This is a genomic window from Pseudomonas sp. DW-iso17 (assembly GCF_058725345.1).
This window is the reverse complement of sequence record NZ_JBZXEA010000041.1, coordinates 69,634-90,753: the sequence shown is the minus strand read 5'-3', so window position 1 is coordinate 90,753 and position 21,120 is coordinate 69,634. Positions and strand designations below refer to the sequence as shown.

Below are 21,120 nucleotides of genomic sequence, written 5' to 3'. Positions count from 1 at the left end.
GTTTTTGAGGTTTCAGCGACGCGGGTCGATCAGGCAGTCAGTGCCTGACGGGTACGATCGATCACGGCCTGCAGCGGTTCTGCGCTGGAGTATTGATCGGGGTACAGGCGTTCGCTGTGACGAGCGATGCCGTGTTCGTTGACCAGGGTGAAGCTGAAGCAGCCTTTGCGAGCGGCCATGATCAGGCAGTTCATTGGGGCAAAAGCGTTGGTGAGGGTGCGAATGGCATCCTGAGTGTGGATTTGAGCGTTCATATTATTGGTGTTCCTACAAATGACACGGATAAGAACCGTGCAACGTTAAAACGTTCCAGTAACGCTGATCACCATTGATCAAACGAAGAACCCGACTGGAACAAAGCAGCCAGTTTGAAGCGCAATTAAATTTGGCGCGCTTGGGCTGGCAGGTAGGTACTTAGGAGGGCAGGCAACACAACAAGGGCAAAGGTTCTGGGCCCAGGGTGGAGATCCTGATCAATTTGCAGGTTGGTTCGGTCAGAGTATTGGAACTTCGCGCCACCCTTTGCTTGTTCAAAGGCAGTGTCGTCGCAAGGAATACCTGGAAACCATCGAGGTGGCCGATCCCATGTGGTTCAGGGGACGTGTTCGACCAGAATTGACTTTCAGCTTGGTACTAACGCCGCGGATAGTAACGGATTGAAACAGGGAAGGGAAGGCCGATTGCAAAAAAACTTCGTTCAGCCGCCGAGTAACTCGCAATAGACCAGCACGGTCATGGATGCGGCCAAGGCACAGCCCAGACCGTAGGCGGCGAGCGTCAGCCGCAAGGACTGGCCGGTCTCGATCATGCGGATCACATCGCCCATGTCGTTAATTCTGCCATCACTGAGTTCGATGCACAGAATCACGGCGGTAAAGGCGGCCGATAGCAGGATAGCAATAGCAAACAGTGCGCCGTCCGGCGAGGGGAGCGCGGCATTGATCCCAAGCGAGGTCGCGCAGATGGCCAGCAGCAGCCCGGCGAATAACAGAATTCCTTTCATCGGCCCTACTGGTTTGCATTGGCGGTGGCGCAGTGTGGCGAGCCGAGGCAGATTTGAAAAGCCCTCGGGTTTGCGCGCTTAGTAACATGTTTAACCGGTGTTGAATCAAAAAACGCCGACGATATAACCAGCCGATCGGGACTTGTGCACATTTGTGGCCAAGGGTGTAACCCTGCTGCCACGGGTGTGCAAGTGCGCCCATTTGCCTGTAATCAAAATTTAAGTCAATGAAAAATCTCGCTTTTTTTTATTGGTGAAAAAATCGTCAGTTTGACCGCGGCCCCCGTTCCATGGGGCTTTGCGCCTGTTCAAGGGGGGTTGTCCACTGAGTTATCCACAGCTTCTGTGGATTGTCCCGAGCGCTTGCTCTAGGACGGGCGTGCACGGTTTTTTCAGCTTTACCTGTACGAAAAAAAGAGTAGAGTGGCGCGCCTTCCGTTCTGCCCCACAGTACTTTATGAAGTTTCGCTCAGTATCACCTTCTGTTACCGACACGCCCCAAACTGTTACCGCGCCCAAGCGTTTTTCCTTGAAGGTTGCTTTGTGGCTGCTCGACAGCCCGCGCCTGGGGCAGAGCAACAATATCAAGCATCTCGCCGGACGCTTGCTCAAGCAGCCCGCCCGCGAAGGCGTGGTGGCCGCTCAGAGCCGTCTTGGCCAACTGATGTGCCGCGAGTGCGGAAATGCCCGTGACCGGCGCATCGGCCACGATTTGTTGCGTTCGGCTGCTCGCGCCGGCGACCGTCGCGCCCAGCGCGAACTGGGGCAGGTCGAAGACTGAGCTGTCCTCCGGCCTTAGGCTTGGTTACCCTTGATCTTTTTCGGTGATGGCAGAAATGGCTATGGTGTTTGACTGGACCAGTATCGCCTTGGGTCTTGTGGGCGCAGCCGTGCCGCTACTGGCGCTGTGCTGGCAACTCCAGCGGCGCCTGACCGCACGCACCACCGGCTGGGAGTTGCTGGAGGAGCGCCTGGCGACCGCACAACTGGCCCAGGAAGGGCTCGCCGCGCAACTGGACGCCAGTCGCGATGAGATCAGTGACCTCAGCCAGGCCAATGCCGCCAAACAAGCCGAGCTGGCGGCGCTGCGCCGTGAAGTCGAGCTGTTGCAGATCGACCGCGATAACGCCCGCGATGCCGCGCACGCCTGGAACCTCGACCGTAGCGCCAAGGAAACCGAACTGCGTCGCCTCGACGCCTTGGCCGCGGCCCTGAGCGCCGAATTGCGTGAGCAGCAAGAGAGTCATCAGCAACGCCTCACCGACCTGCAAGGCTCACGAGACGAACTGCGTGCGCAATTTGCCGAGCTGGCCGGCAAGATCTTCGACGAGCGTGAGCAACGCTTCGCCCAAACCAGTCAGGAGCGCCTGGGCCAACTTCTGGACCCGCTCAAGGAACGTATCCAGTCCTTCGAGAAGCGTGTCGAAGAAAGCTATCAGAACGAAGCCCGTGAGCGCTTTTCCCTCGCCAAAGAGCTTGAGCGCCTACAGCAATTGAACCTGCGTCTGTCGGACGAAGCCACTAACCTGACCCGCGCTCTCAAGGGCCAGAAAACCCAGGGTAACTGGGGTGAGCTGATTCTTGAACGAGTGCTGGAACACGCGGGCCTGGAGAAGGGCCGTGAGTACCAAACCCAGGTCAGCCTCAAAGGCCCGGATGGCGAGCGTTTCCAGCCCGATGTGCTGATCATGTTGCCGGGCGACAAGCAGGTGGTGGTCGACTCCAAGGTCAGCTTGACCGCCTATCAACAGTACGTGGCGGCGGATGACGAGGTGATTGGCCAGGCCGCGTTGAAGCAACACGTGCTGTCCCTGCGTAATCATGTCAAAGGCTTGGCCGGCAAGGACTACAAGCGCCTGGAGGGTTTGCACAGCCTGGATTTCGTCCTGCTGTTCGTACCGATCGAGGCTGCCTTTTCTGCGGCATTGCAGGCCGAGCCCAACCTGTTCCAGGAAGCCTTCGACCGCCATATCGTAATCGTCAGTCCCACGACCTTGCTCGCCACCCTGCGCGTGATCGACAGCCTGTGGAAGCAGGAGCGCCAGAGCCAGAACGCGCGGGAAATTGCCGAGCGTGCCGGCTGGCTGTATGACAAGTTCGTGCTGTTTATCCAGGACCTGGACGAAGTGGGCAACCGGCTACAACAGTTGGACAAGGCCTACAGCGCGGCGCGCAACAAGCTGACGGATGGGCGTGGGAACCTGGTCAGCCGTACCGAGCAGCTAAGGTTGCTCGGCGCCCGCGCCAGTAAGAGCTTGCCGGCGGATCTGCTGGAGCGGGCGATGACCGATTCGGATGGCGTGGCGCATCTCCCGGAATAATAGATAGGGGTCTAAATTGCTCCCACAAATAGCTCGAATACAGCCCCGTTACAGGGGCAAATGCCTGCTCAACAGCGCCCGCAACGCCGCCGGCTTCACCGGTTTGGCCAAGTAATCCAACCCCGCCCCGTGCACCTCGGCCACCATCTCCGGTCGCCCATCGGCACTGATCACCACACCGGGAATCGGCTCGGCCAGTTGCGCACGCAGCCAGCCCATCAACTCGGTACCGGTTTCGCCGTGGTCCAGGTGGTAATCCACCAACGCCAGTTGCGGGCGGATACCGTCGGCCAGCAGTGCCGCGCATTCGGCCTGGTTGGCGGCCGTCCAGACTTCACAGCCCCAGCGCGTTAGCAGGCTGCGCATGCCGATCAGGATGCTGTCTTCGTTATCCACGCATAGCACCCGTGCGTCACTCAAGGGCAGGCCGGTTTCTGTGGGCGGCTTGGGTTGCACGCTGGCCTGGTTGCGGGCCAGCGGCACGCACACGCTGAAGACGCTGCCTTTGCCCGGCCAGGAGCGCACGCTCAGGCGATGGCCCAGCACGCGGCACAGACCGTCGGCAATCGCCAGGCCCAGGCCCAGGCCCTTTTCGGCACGGGTCTGGTGGCTGTCCAGGCGCTTGAACTCTTCGAAGATCACCTTTTGTTTATCCGGCGCAATGCCAGGGCCGCGGTCCCAGACCTCCAGGCAGAGTTCGCCCTTGCGGCGACGTACGCCTAGCAGCACCGGGCCGTCGGCATAACGGAAGGCATTGGTCAGAAAGTTCTGCAAAATTCGCCGTAAAAGTTTGATATCGCTGTCGACCCGCAAACGGCTGCCGCGCCAGCGGAAGCGCAAGTGTTGATCCTGGGCCAGCGCCTTGAATTCTGCACCCAGGGTGTCGAACAGCTCGTTGAGGACAAAGGGTTGGCGTTGTGGGTTGATCTTGCCGTTTTCCAGGCGCGAAATATCCAGCAAATCACTGATCAAGTCTTCAGCCGAGCGCAGCGAGCTGTCCAGGTGCTGCACCAATTGCCGTGCCTCACTGGACAGGCCATCGGTCTGGTGGGAGAGGGCGGCGGAAAACAGCCGCGCAGCGTTCAGCGGTTGCATCAGGTCATGGCTCACGGCCGCCAGGAACCGCGTCTTCGACTGGCTGGCGGATTCGGCCACGCCCTTGGCGTCGGTGAGGGCCACGTTCAGTTGCGAGAGTTCATGGGTGCGCTCGGTCACCCGCTGCTCCAGGCCCTCGTTGGCTTCGGTCAGTGCTTGTTCGGCTTCGCGGAAGGCGGTGATGTCGGTGAAGCTCATGACAAACCCGCCGCCGGGCATCGGGTTGCCGATCAACTCGATCACCCGGCCATTGGGGAACAAGCGCTCGGAGGTGTGCGCACGCCCCTGGCGCATCCAGTGCAGGCGACGCGCCACGTGCACTTGCGCTTCGCCAGGGCCACACAGGCCGCGCTCGGCGTTGTAGCGAATGATGTCTGCAATGGGCCGGCCGACGCTGATCAAGCCGTCCGGGTAGTTGAACAGTTCCAGGTAACGCCGGTTCCAGGCCACCAGCTTGAGCGACTGGTCCACCACGCTGATGCCCTGGGTGATGTTCTCGATGGCGCCTTGCAGTAGGGCGCGGTTGAACTGCAGCACTTCCGAGGCTTCGTCGGCGATACGGACCACGTCCTCCAGTTGCATTTCCCGCCCTTCGATTGCCGCTTTCACCACCGCCCGCGTCGAGGAGGCCCCGAGTACGCCGGCCAGCAAGCGTTCGGTGTGGGCGATCCAATCGTTATCGGCATTCTGGTTGGGGTTGAAGCCTTTGCCTTGGCGGTAGGCGAAGCGAATAAAGCTCTGCTGGGCCCGTTCTTCCCCGACGAAGCGTGCCGCGAGGCTGAGCAGGTCGCTGATCTGCACCGACAGCATGGAGCGCGCACTCGCACGCTGGTTGATTTCCTGGCCGATAAAACGGCCTGCCTGCCAGTGCTCGGAAACCCGTGTGCGCGACAGCATCGACACCCACACGAAGAGGGTGAAATTACCCGCCAGGGAGAACACGGTGCCCAAGGTCAGCGACGTGACCGACAGCCCGAACGGGTGGGAATGCATCCAGGTCAGGCCGGGGAAAAGGCTGAGCGACCAGCCCAGACTTTTCGCCGTCACTGGCAAGACCAAGGTGTAGAACCACAGGAAGGTACCGGCGGCCAAACCGGCAAACACCCCACGCCGGTTGGCCTGCTTCCAATAGAGTGCACCGAGCATCGCTGGGGCCAGTTGGGTCACAGCGGCAAAGGCGATCTGGCCGATGGTCGCCAGGCTGGCAGTGGAGCCCAGCAAGCGGTAGCTCACGTACGCCAGCAGCAGGATGATCACAATGCTCACCCGGCGAACCGACAGCATCCAGTGGCGAAAGACTTCGAATGGCCGCTCGGCGCTGGATCGGCGCAACAGCCACGGCAGCAGCATATCGTTGGAGACCATCGTCGACAGTGCAATGCTCGCCACGATCACCATGCCAGTGGCCGCTGATGCACCGCCAATGAATGCCAGCACGGCGAGGGCAGGATGGGCCTCGGCCATTGGCAGGCTGATCACATAGGAGTCCGGCAGCACTGAGCTGGGCAACAGCATCTTGCCGCCCAAGGCGATGGGCACCACGAACAGTGCCGCGAGGATCAAATAAGCCGGGAACACCCACTTGGCCAGGCGCAAATCCTGGGGGTCGATGTTCTCCACCACCGTCACATGAAATTGTCGCGGCAGGCAGATGATCGCCATCATGGCGACGCCGGTCTGTACCACCATCGAAGGCCAGTTGATGGTCTCTTTCCAGTATTCCTCCAGGCGCGGGGCGAGCATGGCCTGGCTGAACAAATCGCCGAAACCGTCGTACAAGCCGTAGGTGACAAACGCACCGACGGCGAGAAAAGCGAACAGCTTGACCAGCGACTCAAACGCAATCGCCAGCACCATGCCGCGGTGGTGTTCGGTGGCGTCGAGGTTGCGTGTGCCGAACACGATGGTAAACAGCGCCAGCACCAGCGACACGATCAAGGCCGTGTCCTGGGCGCGGGTGCCGGTGGTGTCGGGGCCGGCGCCGATCAGCAGGTTCACGCCCAGTACGATGCCTTTGAGCTGCAGCGCGATATAGGGCAGCACGCCCACCAGGCAAATAAGTGCCACCACCACCGCCAGGGACTGGGACTTGCCGTAGCGGGCAGCGATAAAGTCGGCGATGGAGGTAATGTTTTCCTGCTTGCTGATCAGGATCATCTTCTGCAGCACCCAGGGTGCCAGCACCAGCAACAGCACAGGTCCCAGGTAGATCGGCAAGAATGCCCACAGTTGTTCGGCGGCTTGGCCTACGGCGCCGAAGAAGGTCCAACTGGTGCAGTACACCGCCAGTGACAGGCTATACACCCAGGCACGCACGCGCGGTGGCAGCGGCGCATGGCGGCGGTCACCGTAAAAGGCGATGGCAAACATAGTGGCCATATAGGCCAGGGCAACGGCGGCGATCAGCCCGCTGGACAGCGTCATGGTAACTCCGAGCATAAGAACACCCGGGCATTCCAGGCCCGGTTGGACAGTCTCGCATGATGCCTGGTGTTAGTCAGTGTCGACCAAGGTCGTGTGGGATCGAATGTCGCAGGTGGCGCTCAGCGTGGCGGCAGGGTTTTCTGGCGCAGGATGTAGATCGTCACCAGCACCGCACTGGTCAGCATAAAGCCCTGTGCCCATGGCAGCGGCACCAGGTAGCAGGAAATCGAGATGCTCAACCACATCAAGCCAATGGCGTAGACCTTGCCTTTGAGCGGGATGCCATTGCCGTCCAGGTAATCGCGCACCCAGGGCCCCAGGCGCGGGTGTTCCACCAGCCAGTGGTAGAAGCGCGGGGAGCTGCGAGCGAAACAGGCGGCGGCGAGTAACAGGAAGGGCGTGGTCGGCAGCACAGGTAGGAAAATGCCGATGACTCCCAGCGCTACGCTTAGCCAGCCGATGGCCAGCAGCGCGTAGCGCAGGAGCAGTGGACGGTTGCCCATGGGTGCCACGGGCAAGCCACTCAGTGGTGACGTGGCTTGAGGATCGCCGGTTTTTCGTCAGGCGCGTTGCACAGCAGGTACAGCGCGGTGAGGGCTTCCGGGATCTGCACGATCATGTCGTCCATCAGGTTGGCGTCGGCGGCGATGTCGGAGAACTCTGCTTCCTCTTCGAACAGACCCGAACCGACCATGATCGGCAGCAGCATTTCGCTGACTTCTTCTTCGGCGGTTTCGAACCAGGCGGCTTCGCGCAGGAACACGCCTTCCATGAAGCCGATGCACCAGCCGCGCAGGTCGGAGTCATCAGGGTCGTCGCCCAGGTCCAGCTCGCACGGCAGCTCGAACTCTTCGTCGGAGGCCAGTTGGCGGGCGATGTGGGCCTTGAGGGCGACCAGGGTGGATTCGATTTCTGCGCGCTGGGCGTCGTCGCTGTAGTGAGGCTCTTCAGCGAACAGCGCGTCGATCCATTCACGGTCCGGAACGGGGTCGGAGCAGATCGACAGGGCGGTCAGGTAGCCGTGGGCGGCCACGTAGTCCAGCGCCTCGTCATGCAGCTCATCGGCGTCGAGGAAGGCTTGCAGGCGGGTTAGTTGCTCAGCGAAGGACATTGAAGGGCTACCTTGGGAATAAACGATGCTGAATTCTAGGCTTTCTTGAGCGCCCAGGCCAGCCGCACGGCATATTTGCCCGGTTTTAGCCTGGTGCGTCTATTCGTCAGTCGCGCCCTTTGGTGGATAACGCTCGGGTATACTGCCGCGTTTTGTGATGCCCCTACAGGCCCAGCGCCAATCCGGGAAAACTTCGCTTACGGATTATTTTTCGTGAACGGGGATTTTTTCGGCCAGCCTGTATAGAGGGATTTCGGCACCATTTTGGAGTTTTACATGCTCGAGCAGGCTCAACGCGTCCTCAAGGACATCTTCGGCTACGACAGTTTTCGTGGCCGCCAGGGTGCGATCATTGAGCGCGTGGCCAGTGGCGGCGATGCCCTGGTACTGATGCCTACCGGTGGCGGCAAGTCGCTGTGCTTCCAGGTGCCGGCGCTGTTGCGCAATGGCCTGGCCGTGGTGGTGTCGCCGCTGATTGCGTTGATGGACGATCAGGTCGCCACCCTTGAAGAACTCGGTGTCGCCGCCGCGTCGTTGAACTCCACCCTCAGCGCCGAGCAGCAGCGCGACCTGGCCGCACGCATCAAACGTGGCGAGGTGAAAATGCTCTACCTGGCGCCGGAGCGCCTGGTGCAGCCACGCATGCTGGCTTTTTTGCAGAGCCTGGAAATCGCCCTGTTCGCCATTGACGAAGCCCACTGTGTGTCGCAATGGGGTCACGATTTCCGTCGCGAATACCTGCAGCTTGGCCAATTGGCCGAACTGTTTCCCGATGTGCCGCGTATCGCGCTGACCGCCACCGCCGACAAGCGGACCCGCGAAGAGATCGTCGAGCGCCTGCATTTGCAGAACGCCGAGCGCTTCCTGTCGAGTTTTGACCGGCCCAATATTTTCTACCGCATCGTGCCCAAGGAGCAGCCACGTAAGCAGTTGCTGGCGTTCCTGTCCGAGCGGCGCAGTGACGCGGGCATCGTGTACTGCCTGTCGCGCAAGAAAGTCGACGAGGTCGCGGCGTTCCTCTGTGAACAAGGCTACCCGGCACTGCCTTACCATGCCGGCCTGCCCAATGAAACGCGATCAGCGCACCAGAAACGCTTCCTGAACGAGGAAGGCCTGATCATGGTGGCAACCATCGCCTTTGGCATGGGCATCGACAAATCCAACGTGCGTTTCGTGGCGCACATGGACCTGCCCAAGTCCCTTGAGGCCTATTACCAGGAAACCGGGCGTGCCGGCCGCGATGGCCTGCCGGCGGATGCCTGGATGGTCTACGGACTGCAAGACGTGGTGATGCTCAAGCAGATGCTGCAGAACTCCGAGGGCGACGAGCGCCACAAACGCCTGGAACAGCACAAGCTCGATGCCATGCTCTCGTTGTGCGAAGAGACCCGCTGCCGCCGCCAGACCCTGCTGGCGTATTTCGACGAAGACATGCCTGAACCCTGCGGCCACTGCGATAACTGCATCGACGGCGTACAAACCTGGGACGCCACCGAGCCGGCGCGCCAGGCGTTGTCGACGATCTATCGCACCGGCCAGCGTTATGGTGTGGGCCATCTGGTGGACGTACTGCTGGGCAAGGACAATGAAAAAATCCGCAGCTTCGGCCACGAGAAACTCTCGGTGTACGGTGTCGGCAAAGCTCGCGCCGAAGGTGAGTGGCGTTCGCTGTTTCGCCAGATGGTTGCCCGTGGGCTGGTCGACATCGATATCGAAGGCTACGGCGGGCTGCGCCTGAATGACAGTTGCCGGCCCTTGCTCAAGGGCGAAGTGAGCCTGGAACTGCGCCGTGACCTCAAGCCGCAGACCACCGCCAAAAGCAGCAGTACTAGCCAGGCCAGCCAACTGGTGCGGGGTGAAGAACGCGAACAGTGGGAAGCCTTGCGCACCCTGCGGCGCAAACTGGCGCAGGAGCACAGCGTGCCACCCTACGTTATCTTTCCCGACTCCACCTTGCTGGAGATGCTCCGCGAGCAGCCCACCACCATGGCCGAGATGGCCCGGGTCAGCGGTGTGGGCGCGCGTAAACTGGAACGCTACGGCCAGGCCTTCCTGGAAGTGCTCGGCGGCCAGGCCGAAGCGCCGAAGGAAATCGCCGATATTCGCCACGAACTGATCAGCCTGGCCCGCGCCGGCATGACCCCGATCCAGATCGCCGGCCAGCTGCAATGCTCGGAAAAAAACGTATACACCTTGCTCGCCGAAGCCATCGGCAAGCAGCAATTGTCCCTGGAGCAGGCCCTTGATTTGCCTGAGGATTTGCTCGGTGAAATCCAGGACGCTTTTCTCGATGGAGAAGGCGAATTGCCAGCTGTCACGGAGATTGCGCCGTTATTTACCGGGCGTGTTCCGGAAGGCGTTTTGTACTGCGTGCGTGCTGCTTTGCAGTCGGAATTCGAAATTTAGTGTGCCAATTACGACAATGTAACGAATCAGTACATAGCGGGCCTTGCCTACTGACAGGGCTCATGCTTAGCTGACTAATAATTAGCCATACTTTATTTTCAGTCTTAAACATGAGTTTTTTATGCCGTTAACCGATCAACACCGTTTTGGCATGCAGTTGGCGCAAATGTCCCGAGGTTGGCGCGCCGAACTGGATCGCCGGCTGGCGGGGCTGGGCTTGTCCCAGGCGCGCTGGCTGGTGCTGCTGCACCTGGCCCGTTTTGTCGAAGCACCCACCCAGCGTGAATTGGCCCAGAGTGTCGGCGTAGAAGGGCCCACCCTGGCCCGTCTGCTCGATAGCCTGGAAGGCCAGGGCCTGGTGCAACGCCAAGCCGTGGTGGAAGACCGCCGCGCCAAACGTATTCTGCTGTGCGATACCGCCCAACCGCTGATCGACCAGATCGAAACCATCGCCACGGCGTTGCGCCATGAGTTGTTCGTGGGCGTGAATGAGGAAGACCTGCGGGTGTGCATGCGGGTGCATGAGCACATCCTGGCGAACCTGGAAAAGTCCTGATCTAAATAATGTGGGAGCTGGCTTGCCTGCGATGACGGACATTCAGTCAAGGGATTAGCTGGCTGACGCACCGCTATCGCAGGCAAGCCAGCTCCCACATTGGGTTTAGTGTTCGGCTTCTTAGAACGTCTGGCCCAGGTTCAAGTACACCGCTTTCTGATTATCATCATTGAACCCATAGCTGAAATTCAGCGGCCCCAAGGGTGTATCAAACCCCAGGAAAATACTCGCCGCGTTGATATAGCCGCTGTCGAACTCGTTATCGTTGTTCCACGCCCGACCCCGTTCCAGGGATGCACCTAGGTACAACGGGAAGTCCAGTGGCAGGTAAGAGCGCGGGGTGAGCCTGCGGTAGTACACCGCGCGCATCAAGCTGATGTTCTGCCCCGAAATCGCATCCTGGCGGAAGCCTGATAATTGCCGTGCGCCTCCTAGCAGGAAGCTGGAAATCACCACATCCGAATCGTCCAGGGTGCGCCCATAGCGGCCGCCCAGTATCAGGGTGTCCGGGCCGTGGCTCATGGCCTTGTCCAGCTTGAATTCCCACTGGCGGTAGCGCTGGTCCGAGCCCAGGCCAGGTTCGAACTCGCGAAAGGCCAGGCCGATGTCTTCGCCGCTGTGGGGGAAGTACACGTTGTCCAGGGAGTCGAAGGAATATTTGAGTTCATAGAAGCCTTCGCTGAAGCTCACGCTTGGCAGATCGCGGTCGCCAATGCGCACGTCCGCCTTGCCCCAGGCTTCGCCCACGCCAAAGCGGATCTCGCCGCTGTTGCCGATCTGCCGGCCCACGTTCAAACCGAAGCCATAGCGTTCCAGGCGGTATTCGGAGATGGGGTCGTTATCCAGGATCAGCTCGACGTTCTGCGCCTCGGCCCTGATGTAGGGGGCCACAAAGTAACGTGAGCCGGTGTCCATGGGTTGGTAGAACTCGCTGTAGAGCTCCTGCCGATCACCGATCTGCACCCGTGTGAGCCATTCCGCGCCGAGGCGGTTGATGCCGTTCACGCGGTAACTGGCGCCGAGGTTGAAGGCGCTGTCGCCGCGCATGTCGTCCGAGAGGTTCAAGCCCAGGCGCAGGTAGTCGGTGCCGCTGCGCTTGCCGCGTGCGCTGATCACCAGGGTGTTGTCCTGGCCTTTTTTTACCACGCGGTATTGCACCTGCTCGAAGTAATCGAGGCCGTACAGGGTGCCCATGTCTGATTGCAGGCGGCCCAGGTTCAACGGTTCTCCCAGCCCCTGGCGAATGTAATAGCGGATGACGTCATCACTGACCTTGGAGTCGTTCTCCACCTGGATTGCGGTGATTACCGGGGTGCGTTCGCCCGGTGTGCGGGCGGCTATCAGGTCGGCGTCGATGGGTTCGGCAGGGCGCAGGTGTGCCAGGCGTACGTCGAGGGCACGGGTGGCGCGGTAGCCGGCATCGATCATGTCCTTGGCGCGGCCAAAGTCGGTGACGCCATAAGCGGCCAGCGGCGGTTGGATCAACACGTCCTTGGGGTTCAGGGCCTTGAGTTGTTCCTCGGAGTTACGCCGGGTCATCAGGGTGATGGACTGGTTGAGCACGTCCACCACGGTGGCCAGTTGTTTGCGCGAGCGCAGCGGGGTGCCGATGTCGACCACGATAGCAATATCGACGCCCATCTCCCGCGCCACATCCAACGGGATGTTGTCGGTCATACCGCCGTCCACCAGCAGGCGGCCATCCAGCTCCACCGGGGCGAACACCGCGGGAATCGACATGCTGGCGCGTATCACCTGGGGCAGGTGGCCTTTGCTGAAGACTACTTTTTCGCCGGTGGTGATGTCGGTAGCCACGGCGCGAAAGGGGATCGGCAGCTTGTCGAAATTACGCGTGTTGCTGCTGTGGGCGAACATGCTTTCCAGCAGCAACGCCAGGTTCTGGCCCTGGATCACGCCCAGCGGCAGGCCGAGGCTGCCATCGTCGCGAAAACTGAGTTTTTGTTTGACCAGGAAATCCCGGTCGTCCTGTTTGCGCCGAAACGGTACATCTTCACGCGGTGGCGCGTCGGACAGGGCCTGCTGCCAGTCGATCCCCAGCGCCAACTTCTCCAGCTCGTCAATTTTGTAGCCCGACGCATACAACCCGCCAATCACCGCGCCCATACTGGTGCCGGCAATCGCATCGATATGAATACCTTGCTCTTCAAGCGCCTTGAGCACGCCGATATGCGCCAGGCCACGGGCAGCGCCGCCGGACAGCACCAGGCCGATTTTCGGGCGGGGGGCTTCTACCGCGTCGGCAAGTAGGGGGACAAGGCACAGGAACAGGCAAGACAGCAGGCGGCGCATCATCAATCTCGTGGCTGGGCGACAAAGGCCGCTATTATAGCCACCCGATTCGCTGAGCCTGTTACGCCAGGAGCCGCTTAATGATGTCTGCATGCAAACCCGAGATCGTGATCACCTATTGCACCCAGTGCCAGTGGTTGCTGCGCGCCGCGTGGCTGGCCCAGGAGCTACTCAGCACCTTTGCCGATGACTTGGGGCGCGTGGCACTGGAACCAGCCACCGGCGGGGCCTTTCGCATTACCTGCGATGGCGTGCAGATTTGGGAGCGCAAGGCCGATGGCGGTTTTCCCGAGGCCAAGGTGCTCAAGCAGCGAGTGCGCGACCAGATCGACCCGCAGCGCGACCTCGGGCATAACGACCGTACCGTCTGAAGTCAGGCCGGCGCCGGTTGCTTGGCCTGGCTGGCGCTGCCCATCAGGCCGGAGAGCACGATGGCGACGATGATCAAGGCGCCGCCCAGCAGCATGCGCAGGGTCGGGGTTTCGGCAAACAACAGCCAGGCCACGGTGATGCCGTAGACCGGTTCCATCGCAAACACCACCGACGCGGTGCGCGCCTTGATCACCGCAAGGCTGGCGACAAACAGGCTGTGGGCCAGGCCGGTACAAAACACCCCCAGCAGCCCGATCCACAGCCAATCTATCCCTCGCACATCCGCCAACCCCGGCGCGGCCACGGGCAGCAGGAGCGCGGCGACCACGACGTTCTGGCACAGCGCGGCCTGTACCGCAGGAATGCGCCCGGAACTGGCGCGATTATTCAGCGACAACAACGAGAACAACAGGCCCGAGACGATGCCCCATAGCAGGCCGCCCGTGGCTTCGCTGGCGAGATTGAAATCCGGGGTCACAAGCACCAGGCCAACGGTGACCAGCACCACCAGCAGCACTTCATTGGCCCGAATACGCTCGCGGAAAATCAGCCCCTCAAGGATCACCGTAAAGGCCGGAAAGGCGGTGAACCCCAGGGTCGCCACAGCCACACCCGCGACTTTGACGGCGATAAAGAACGTCACCCAATGGGCAGCCAACAACACGCCGCTGACCAGCAGCCGGCGCCAGTCACGCATCTCCAGTTTTTTCCAGGGAGCGTTGCTGGCAAAGCGCGCAAAGACCGCCAGTGCCAGCACGGCAAACGCCGCCCGGCCAAATACGATGATGGCGGGGGAGGCCGCCGCCAGCTTGCCGAACACGCCGGTGAGGCCAAACATCAATGCGCCGATATGCAGGGCGCCAAGGGCTGAGCGGGGAGTCATTGCGATCCTTGATCCAACAGGGGGTGACAGCCTCGCAGTCTAGAGGGTTGGAGAATGGGCGTCTGTCGCGGGTGGGGTGATTTTTAGCGCAAGACTCTTGCTAGCCCGCTCGACGCAATGCACCGGGCGAGGCGCCAAACGCCCGAAGCATGGCCGCGCAAAATGCACTTTGCGAGGCGTAACCGACGCGCTCGGCAATCTCGCCGATGGGCAGGGAGGTTTCGCGTAAAAGCCTAAGCGCCATGTGCAAGCGACGACTGCGTAGATAGTCCATCGGCGTTTGCCCGCACTCCGCCATAAACCGTGCATGCAGGCGCGGCACGGACAAATCGGCAATCCGTGCCAGGTCGGCCACCTGGAGCGGACGCGCCGCATGGCGCTCGATATGGCTATTGAACGCGGCATAAGGCAGACGCCGGCCAGGCAGCGGTTGGGCCTGAGGGTGGTTGAGGCTGGCCAGTAACAACACGGCGCCTTGCTGGACGATCAGTGGGTCGTGCACCGGGCTCTGTGCCAGCCACTGCACCAACTGGTGTTGCCGGGCATCCAACGCGAGGCGCGCGGGTTGGTCGAGCAAGCGGCGGCTGGCGTCGGCATGTTCGCCCAAGGATTGCACCACCCAGTGCTCAGTCGGCACATCCAGCACCAGGCAGCGGCTGCCATCGCGGCTGATACAGGCATGATGGGTGGAGAAGGGCAGCACCATCACGCTGCTTTCGCGCACCTGGCTGCCACGGCCATCGACTTCCAGGTCCAGGTGCCCGGACAGGCCGAACACCAACTGCGCATGGTCATGGCTGTGGGCAATGGGCGCTTCGAGGTAGTGGCGTAGCGTGAGGGTCGGGCTCATCGCGGTCTCCAGGGCGGCAAGCTGTCAGTCTACAACGCTTGGCGAGCGACGGGCGCTGTCATCAGACTGACGCACGCTTGTCATGGACTATTAATCGCCAAGGCGCAAGCTCGCCAAAACAGCGTCGAGGGATGCCCATGACCCGTGCCGAGTTCACCAAGCCCAGCCGCAAGCAACGGGTGCGAACCCTGTGGATTTCCGACGTGCACCTGGGCACTCGGGATTGCCAGGCCGAACACCTGTCGCACTTTCTCAAGGGCTACCATGCCGACAAGGTCTACCTGGTCGGTGACATCATCGACGGTTGGAAACTGCGCGGTGGCATGTATTGGCCCCAGGCTCACACCAACGTGATCCGCCGCTTGCTGACCATGGCCAAACGTGGCACCGAGGTGATCTATGTCACCGGCAACCATGACGAGTTCCTGCGTCGCTATTCCAAGCTGATCCTGGGCAATATCCAATTGGTCGATGAGGCTGTACACGTCACCGCCGATGGCCGCCACTTGCTGGTGATTCATGGCGACCAGTTTGATGTGATCACGCGCTATCACCGCTGGCTCGCCTTCCTCGGCGACTCGGCCTACGAATTCACCCTGACGCTGAACCGCTGGCTGAACCACTGGCGTGCGCGGTATGGCTACGGTTATTGGTCGCTGTCGGCGTACCTGAAACACAAGGTCAAGACGGCAGTGAGTTTTATCAGCGATTTCGAAGAGGCGATTGCCCACGAGGTGACCAAGCGGGAATTGCACGGGGTGGTGTGCGGGCATATTCACCATGCCGAGATTCGCAAGGTGGGCGAGGTGGATTACCTCAACTGCGGGGATTGGGTGGAGTCGTGCACGGCCTTGATCGAGCACTGGGATGGGCATATCGAGTTGTATCGGTTGGCGGATGCGCAGGCCAAAGAGGCACTGCTAAAGGCCGAAATGGTCGCTGGCTGAACCTGTGGCGAGGGAGCTTGCTCCCGTGACGGCCTGACAGCCGACGCTGATCTACCTGACACCCCACGATTCAAATGTGGGAGCGGGCTTGCCCGCGATGGCGGCGGGCCAGGCAATTAATCTGCAACTGAACCACCGCCATCGCAGGCAAGCCAGCTCCCACACGTAATCCTGTTGCTTCAGTTGGAAACGTCGGCGATGGCTTGAGCCAGCAACGTCAAGCGCGTTGCATCAACACCGGCCACGTTAGCCCGCCCCGAACTGACCATATACACACTGTGCTTTTCGCGCAGTTGCTTGACCTGCTCGGCACTCAAGCCGGTATAGGAAAACATCCCACGCTGCGTGCCGATATGTGCGAATTTCTCGGCCAGGCCATGGGGCGCAAGCGCTTCCACCAATCCTGCGCGCAGATGGGCGATCCGCGAACGCATGGCCTCGACTTCCTCGCTCCACTGCTTTTTCAGCTGTGCATCACCGAGGATGGTCGCCACCACGGCGGCGCCATGATCCGGCGGTGTCGACCACAGGTTGCGAGCGATATTCGCCAGTTGGCTGCGTACATCGGTGAGCTTTTCGGCATCCGCCGCACAGACGATCAATGCACCCACGCGGTCGCGATACAGGCCGAAGTTCTTCGAGCAGGAGCTGGTGATCAGCACTTCCGGCAGCTCGGCGGCAAACAGGCGCACCGCCCAGGCATCCTGTTCCAGGCCATCGCCAAAGCCCTGGTAGGCGAAGTCGATCAGCGGCAGCAACTGGCGTTCACGCACGATCTGCAAGACCTGGCGCCAGTCATCCTGGGACAGATCAAAGCCGGTCGGGTTATGGCAGCACGCGTGCAGCAATACCACGTCGCCCTTGGGCACGCTGGACAGGGTTGCCAGCATTGCCGTCACATCCAGGCGGTTGTCGCTGCCCACGTAAGGGTAATGACTGACCTTGAGCCCGGCTTTGGCAAAAATGGTTTCGTGGATCGGCCAGGTCGGGTTGCTCAGCCACACGCCACGGCCCGGCAGGCTGTGGGCGATAAAGTCGGCACTCAAGCGCAGGGCGCCGGTGCCGCCTGGGGTTTGCGTGGCGCCAGCGCGGCGGTCACGCAGCAAGGCCGAGTCGGCGCCGAGCACCAGTTGGCTGATCAGGCTGCCGAACGCTGCATCGCCATGCCCACCGATATAGGTCTTGGTCACTTGGGTGTCGACCAGGCGCTGTTCCGCCAGCTTCACCGAGTGGGGAATCGGCGTCAGGCCTTGCTCGTCCTTATAGACACCTACGCCCAGGTCGAACTTGTTCGGGTTGGCGTCCTGGGTATACAGGTCCATCAACCCGAGAATCGGGTCGCCGGGCACGCGGTCGATGGCATCGAAATGCATTACTTGCGGCCCTCGGCAGTCTTGGCCACTTCGTCGGTGCGCGCGGCCATGATGAAGTCGTTGCGGTGCAGGCCCTTGATGGAGTGGCTCCACCAGGTCACGGTGACTTTGCCCCACTCGGTGAGCAGGCCAGGGTGATGGCCTTCGGCTTCGGAAATTTCACCCATGGCGTTGGTGAAAGCCAGGGCGAATTTGAAGTTCTTGAACAGGAAAACCTTTTCCAACTGCATCACGCCGTCGCGCACTTCGATGTTCCAGTCAGGGATCTGCTTGATCAGCACCGGCAGTTCTTCATCGCTGACTTGCGGGGCATCGGCGCGGCAGGCTTCGCAGTGGGCTTGGTTCAAGGTGGTCATGGAAGGTGTCCTGAATTCGAATGATTGAAGGTCAGTGGCGTTACCCTAAAGCAACGCGGGGCCAGGGAACAGACTCACCTGGCCTTAAAACGTGAGGTTCACGCGGCTTTGGGTTTGGGCGGAAATTTCGGTGCGTGCAGACCCAACTGCATGCCGCGCTCGACCATGCCCATGATGTCTTCCTGCGCCACGTCGAACAGGCGCTTGAGCTCGGGCAAGACGAAGTACAGCGGTTGCAGGATGTCGATGCGATAGGGGGTGCGCATCGCTTCCAGCGGGTCGAAGGCCTGGTGCTCGGGCTCGTCCGACAGGCAATACACACTTTCTTTAGGCGACGACAAAATGCCGCCACCGTAGATACGCCGGCCCTGAGGCGTGTCCACCAGGCCGAACTCGATGGTCATCCAGTACAGGCGCGCCAGGTACACCCGTTGCTCCTTGGTGGCCGCCAGGCCGAGCTTGCCGTAGGTGTGGGTGAATTCAGCGAACCAGGGGTTGGTTAGCAGCGGGCAGTGGCCAAAGATCTCGTGAAAAATATCCGGCTCTTGCAGGTAGTCCAGTTCTTCACGGGTGCGGATAAAGGTCGCCACCGGAAACTGCTTGCTGGCCAGCAATTCAAAGAAGGTCTGGAAGGGAATCAGCGCCGGCACGCGGGCGACTTGCCAACCGGTGGTGTCGGCCAGCACCTTGTTGATCTCGCCCAGTTGGGGGATGCGGTCCAGGGGCAGGCCGAGCTTGTCGATGCCGTCCAGGTATTCCTGGCAGGCGCGGCCCTCAATCACCTTCAACTGACGAGTGATCAGGGTATTCCACACCGCGTGTTCTTCTGGCGGGTAGTGGATAAAACCTTGCGCATCGGGCTCGCGGGCCACGTACTGCGTCTGCTTCATACGGCTCTCCTGCTAGGCATTCGTTCTTGTTATGTCCTGGGATGCCTCTATTGATAACCGGATAGGCGCAGGATTCCATCAGCCTTTAGCCAATGCGTGTAGGAAAAATTACCGATATTCGTAAAGAATTCGTTACGATAGGCTCGCTTCTCGCAGCTATGGGCTGGGAATAGCTGCCGTACTGTCACATAATCTTGACGACTATCTGCGCCTAGCGACAAAAAGAGGCGGCGCCTACTTCTTTTTCGAGTTTTTCCATGCGTATCAAAGTGCACTGCCAGAACCGCATCGGCATCCTGCGGGACATCCTCAACCTGCTGGTGGAGTACGGCGTCAACGTCGCCAAGGGCGAAGTCGGCGGTGAGCATGGCAATGCCATCTACCTGTTCTGCCCCAACCTGGTGAACATGCAATTCCAGGCGTTGCGCCCGCAGTTCGAGGCGATTGCCGGAGTGTTCGGGGTCAAGCGGGTAGGGCTGATGCCCAGCGAGCGGCGGCATATGGAACTCAATGCGTTGCTCGGTGCCCTGGAATTCCCGGTGCTGTCCATTGATATGGGCGGCTCCATCGTGGCCGCCAACCGGGCGGCGGCGCAGTTGCTTGGCGTGCGGGTAGATGAAGTGCCGGGGATTCCCCTGTCGCGTTATGCCGAGGATTTTGACCTGCCGGAACTGGTGCGCGCCAGCAAGTCGCGAATCAATGGCCTGCGGGTCAAGGTCAAGGGCGACGTATTTCTGGCGGATATCGCGCCGCTGCAATCCTCCGAGCACGACGACAGCGAAGCCATGGCCGGCGCCGTGCTCACCCTGCACCGTGCCGACCGTGTCGGTGAGCGTATCTATAACGTGCGCAAGCAAGAGCTGCGCGGTTTCGACAGCATCTTCCAAAGCTCCAAGGTCATGGCCGCAGTGGTGCGTGAAGCGCGGCGCATGGCGCCGCTGGATGCGCCGCTATTAATAGAAGGCGAAACCGGCACCGGCAAGGAGCTATTGGCCCGGGCCTGCCACTTGGCCAGCCCGCGGGGGCAGTCGCCGTTGATGGCGCTCAACTGCGCGGGGTTGCCCGAGTCGATGGCCGAGACTGAACTGTTTGGCTATGGTCCCGGCGCATTTGAAGGGGCGCGGGCGGAAGGTAAATTGGGCCTGCTTGAGCTGACGGCGGGCGGTACCTTGTTTCTCGACGGCGTGGGAGAAATGAGCGCGCGCTTGCAGGTCAAGCTGCTGCGCTTTTTGCAGGATGGTTGTTTTCGCCGGGTGGGCAGTGATGAAGAGGTGTACCTGGACGTGCGGGTGATCTGCGCGACCCAGGTAGATTTGTCGGAACTCTGCGCCCGGGGTGAGTTTCGTCAGGACCTTTATCACCGGCTGAATGTGCTGTCGTTGCATATCCCGCCGTTGCGCGAATGCCTGGATGGCCTCGCGCCGTTGGTCGAGCACTTTCTCGACCAGGCCAGCCGGCAGATCGGTTGCCCACTGCCCAGGCTGGCCCCTGCGGCCATGGACAAACTCAGCCACTACCACTGGCCAGGCAACGTGCGGCAACTGGAAAACGTGCTGTTCCAGGCGGTGTCGTTGTGCGAAGGCGGCACGGTCAAGGTTGAGCATATTCGCTTGCCCGATTACGGCGTGCGTCAGCCGCTGGGTGATTTTTCCCTGGAGGGGAGCCTGGAGGATATCGTCGGGCGCTTTGAGAAGGCGGTGTTGGAAAGCCTGTACGCCGAACACCCGAGCAGCCGCCAGTTAGGCAAGCGTCTGGGAGTTTCCCACACCACCATTGCCAACAAGCTGCGTGATTACGAAGTGCTCAAGGCCGATCGCAGTTAAAACGGTGGGAGCTGGCTTGCCTGCTATAGCGGATTGTCAGTTGGCATATCAGTGCCTGCCCAACCGCTATCGCAGGCAAGCCAGCTCCCACATTGGTTGGGTGTTGCCCACGCAATCAGCGCCCGGCCTCAATCCCCTGTGGGAGTGGGCTTGCCCGCGAAGGCGGCGTGTCAGTCAATGATTCTGTCGCTGAACTAACGCTATCGCAGGTAAGCCAGCTCCCACATTGGTTGGGTATTGCCCCCGCAATCAGCGCCCGGCCTCAATCCCCTGTGGGAGCGGGCTTGCCCGCGAAGGCGGCGGGTCAGTCAATGATTCTGTCGCTGAACTAACACTATCGCAGGCAAGCCAGCTCCCACATTGGTTGGGTATTGCCCCCGCAATCAGCGCCCGGCCTCAA

Annotated in this window: 18 protein-coding genes; 7 read left to right on the top strand and 11 right to left on the bottom strand. The window is 60.9% G+C overall.

Annotation, left to right across the window (positions count from 1 at the left end):
• Positions 1 to 29: 29 nt before the first annotated feature.
• Complete coding sequence (locus AC4PS6_RS21345) at positions 30 to 254, bottom strand: hypothetical protein (RefSeq protein WP_003193022.1); 225 nt, start codon at positions 252 to 254, stop codon at positions 30 to 32.
• Positions 255 to 697: 443 nt separating this feature from the next.
• On the bottom strand, positions 698 to 1,003 hold the full coding sequence (locus tag AC4PS6_RS21340) for a hypothetical protein (RefSeq protein WP_014719378.1): 306 nt from the start codon (positions 1,001 to 1,003) through the stop codon (positions 698 to 700).
• A 457-nt stretch (positions 1,004 to 1,460) separates the two neighbouring features.
• Here AC4PS6_RS21340 and AC4PS6_RS21335 point away from each other — a divergent pair, with 457 nt between their 5' ends.
• Positions 1,461 to 1,784, top strand: coding sequence for an SEL1-like repeat protein (locus AC4PS6_RS21335; RefSeq protein ID WP_014719377.1), 324 nt, complete (start codon positions 1,461 to 1,463; stop codon positions 1,782 to 1,784).
• 175 nt (positions 1,785 to 1,959) lie between these two features.
• The gene (locus AC4PS6_RS21330) at positions 1,960 to 3,324 is read left to right on the top strand and encodes a DNA recombination protein RmuC (RefSeq protein ID WP_336826952.1); all 1,365 of its coding nucleotides are present in this window, start codon (positions 1,960 to 1,962) and stop codon (positions 3,322 to 3,324) included.
• 48 nt (positions 3,325 to 3,372) lie between these two features.
• On the opposite strand, the gene AC4PS6_RS21325 is transcribed toward AC4PS6_RS21330, so the two are convergent.
• From AC4PS6_RS21325 to AC4PS6_RS21315, 3 genes are all read right to left on the bottom strand, one after another.
• Complete coding sequence (locus AC4PS6_RS21325; RefSeq protein ID WP_336826943.1) at positions 3,373 to 6,843, bottom strand: hybrid sensor histidine kinase/response regulator; 3,471 nt, start codon at positions 6,841 to 6,843, stop codon at positions 3,373 to 3,375.
• Between the two features lie 119 nt (positions 6,844 to 6,962).
• Positions 6,963 to 7,346, bottom strand: a complete 384-nt coding sequence (locus AC4PS6_RS21320; RefSeq protein ID WP_492180985.1) for a YbaN family protein — start codon at positions 7,344 to 7,346, stop codon at positions 6,963 to 6,965.
• Positions 7,347 to 7,366: 20 nt separating this feature from the next.
• On the bottom strand, positions 7,367 to 7,954 hold the full coding sequence (locus AC4PS6_RS21315) for a UPF0149 family protein (protein WP_003193011.1): 588 nt from the start codon (positions 7,952 to 7,954) through the stop codon (positions 7,367 to 7,369).
• 276 nt (positions 7,955 to 8,230) lie between these two features.
• Between AC4PS6_RS21315 and recQ the strand changes: the two genes are divergently transcribed.
• Together recQ and AC4PS6_RS21305 are read left to right on the top strand one after the other, a co-directional pair.
• Entirely contained in the window at positions 8,231 to 10,360 is a 2,130-nt protein-coding gene (recQ, locus tag AC4PS6_RS21310; protein WP_014719373.1) for a DNA helicase RecQ, read from the top strand.
• Between the two features lie 121 nt (positions 10,361 to 10,481).
• A complete protein-coding gene (locus AC4PS6_RS21305) occupies positions 10,482 to 10,916 on the top strand; it encodes a MarR family transcriptional regulator (RefSeq protein ID WP_003193007.1) in 435 nt (144 codons plus the stop codon).
• Between the two features lie 120 nt (positions 10,917 to 11,036).
• Here AC4PS6_RS21305 and AC4PS6_RS21300 read toward each other — a convergent pair whose 3' ends face one another.
• The gene (locus AC4PS6_RS21300) at positions 11,037 to 13,226 is read right to left on the bottom strand and encodes a patatin-like phospholipase family protein (RefSeq protein WP_032903134.1); all 2,190 of its coding nucleotides are present in this window, start codon (positions 13,224 to 13,226) and stop codon (positions 11,037 to 11,039) included.
• An 83-nt stretch (positions 13,227 to 13,309) separates the two neighbouring features.
• Here AC4PS6_RS21300 and AC4PS6_RS21295 point away from each other — a divergent pair, with 83 nt between their 5' ends.
• Entirely contained in the window at positions 13,310 to 13,597 is a 288-nt protein-coding gene (locus AC4PS6_RS21295) for an Rdx family protein (RefSeq protein ID WP_014719371.1), read from the top strand.
• A 2-nt stretch (positions 13,598 to 13,599) separates the two neighbouring features.
• Here the strand turns inward: AC4PS6_RS21295 and AC4PS6_RS21290 are convergent, their stop codons facing one another.
• The gene (locus tag AC4PS6_RS21290; RefSeq protein WP_034126769.1) at positions 13,600 to 14,481 is read right to left on the bottom strand and encodes a DMT family transporter; all 882 of its coding nucleotides are present in this window, start codon (positions 14,479 to 14,481) and stop codon (positions 13,600 to 13,602) included.
• Between the two features lie 100 nt (positions 14,482 to 14,581).
• Positions 14,582 to 15,331 (bottom strand): AraC family transcriptional regulator, encoded by a 750-nt coding sequence (locus AC4PS6_RS21285; protein ID WP_103452155.1) that lies wholly within the window; start codon positions 15,329 to 15,331, stop codon positions 14,582 to 14,584.
• Positions 15,332 to 15,468: 137 nt separating this feature from the next.
• On the opposite strand from AC4PS6_RS21285, the gene AC4PS6_RS21280 reads away from it, so the two are divergent.
• The gene (locus tag AC4PS6_RS21280; protein WP_014719368.1) at positions 15,469 to 16,278 is read left to right on the top strand and encodes a UDP-2,3-diacylglucosamine diphosphatase; all 810 of its coding nucleotides are present in this window, start codon (positions 15,469 to 15,471) and stop codon (positions 16,276 to 16,278) included.
• A 179-nt stretch (positions 16,279 to 16,457) separates the two neighbouring features.
• Here AC4PS6_RS21280 and AC4PS6_RS21275 read toward each other — a convergent pair whose 3' ends face one another.
• The 3 genes from AC4PS6_RS21275 to phhA all read right to left on the bottom strand — a co-directional run bounded on the left by AC4PS6_RS21275 (position 16,458) and on the right by phhA (position 18,897).
• A complete protein-coding gene (locus AC4PS6_RS21275; RefSeq protein WP_019818405.1) occupies positions 16,458 to 17,651 on the bottom strand; it encodes an amino acid aminotransferase in 1,194 nt (397 codons plus the stop codon).
• The gene (locus AC4PS6_RS21270; RefSeq protein WP_003192995.1) at positions 17,651 to 18,007 is read right to left on the bottom strand and encodes a 4a-hydroxytetrahydrobiopterin dehydratase; all 357 of its coding nucleotides are present in this window, start codon (positions 18,005 to 18,007) and stop codon (positions 17,651 to 17,653) included. Before AC4PS6_RS21270 ends, AC4PS6_RS21275 begins: the two co-directional genes overlap by 1 nt.
• 98 nt (positions 18,008 to 18,105) lie before the next feature.
• Complete coding sequence (phhA, locus tag AC4PS6_RS21265; protein WP_014719366.1) at positions 18,106 to 18,897, bottom strand: phenylalanine 4-monooxygenase; 792 nt, start codon at positions 18,895 to 18,897, stop codon at positions 18,106 to 18,108.
• Positions 18,898 to 19,154: 257 nt separating this feature from the next.
• On the opposite strand from phhA, the gene AC4PS6_RS21260 reads away from it, so the two are divergent.
• Positions 19,155 to 20,720, top strand: coding sequence for a sigma-54-dependent phenylalanine hydroxylase transcriptional regulator PhhR (locus AC4PS6_RS21260; protein WP_032903136.1), 1,566 nt, complete (start codon positions 19,155 to 19,157; stop codon positions 20,718 to 20,720).
• Positions 20,721 to 21,120 lie beyond the last annotated feature (400 nt).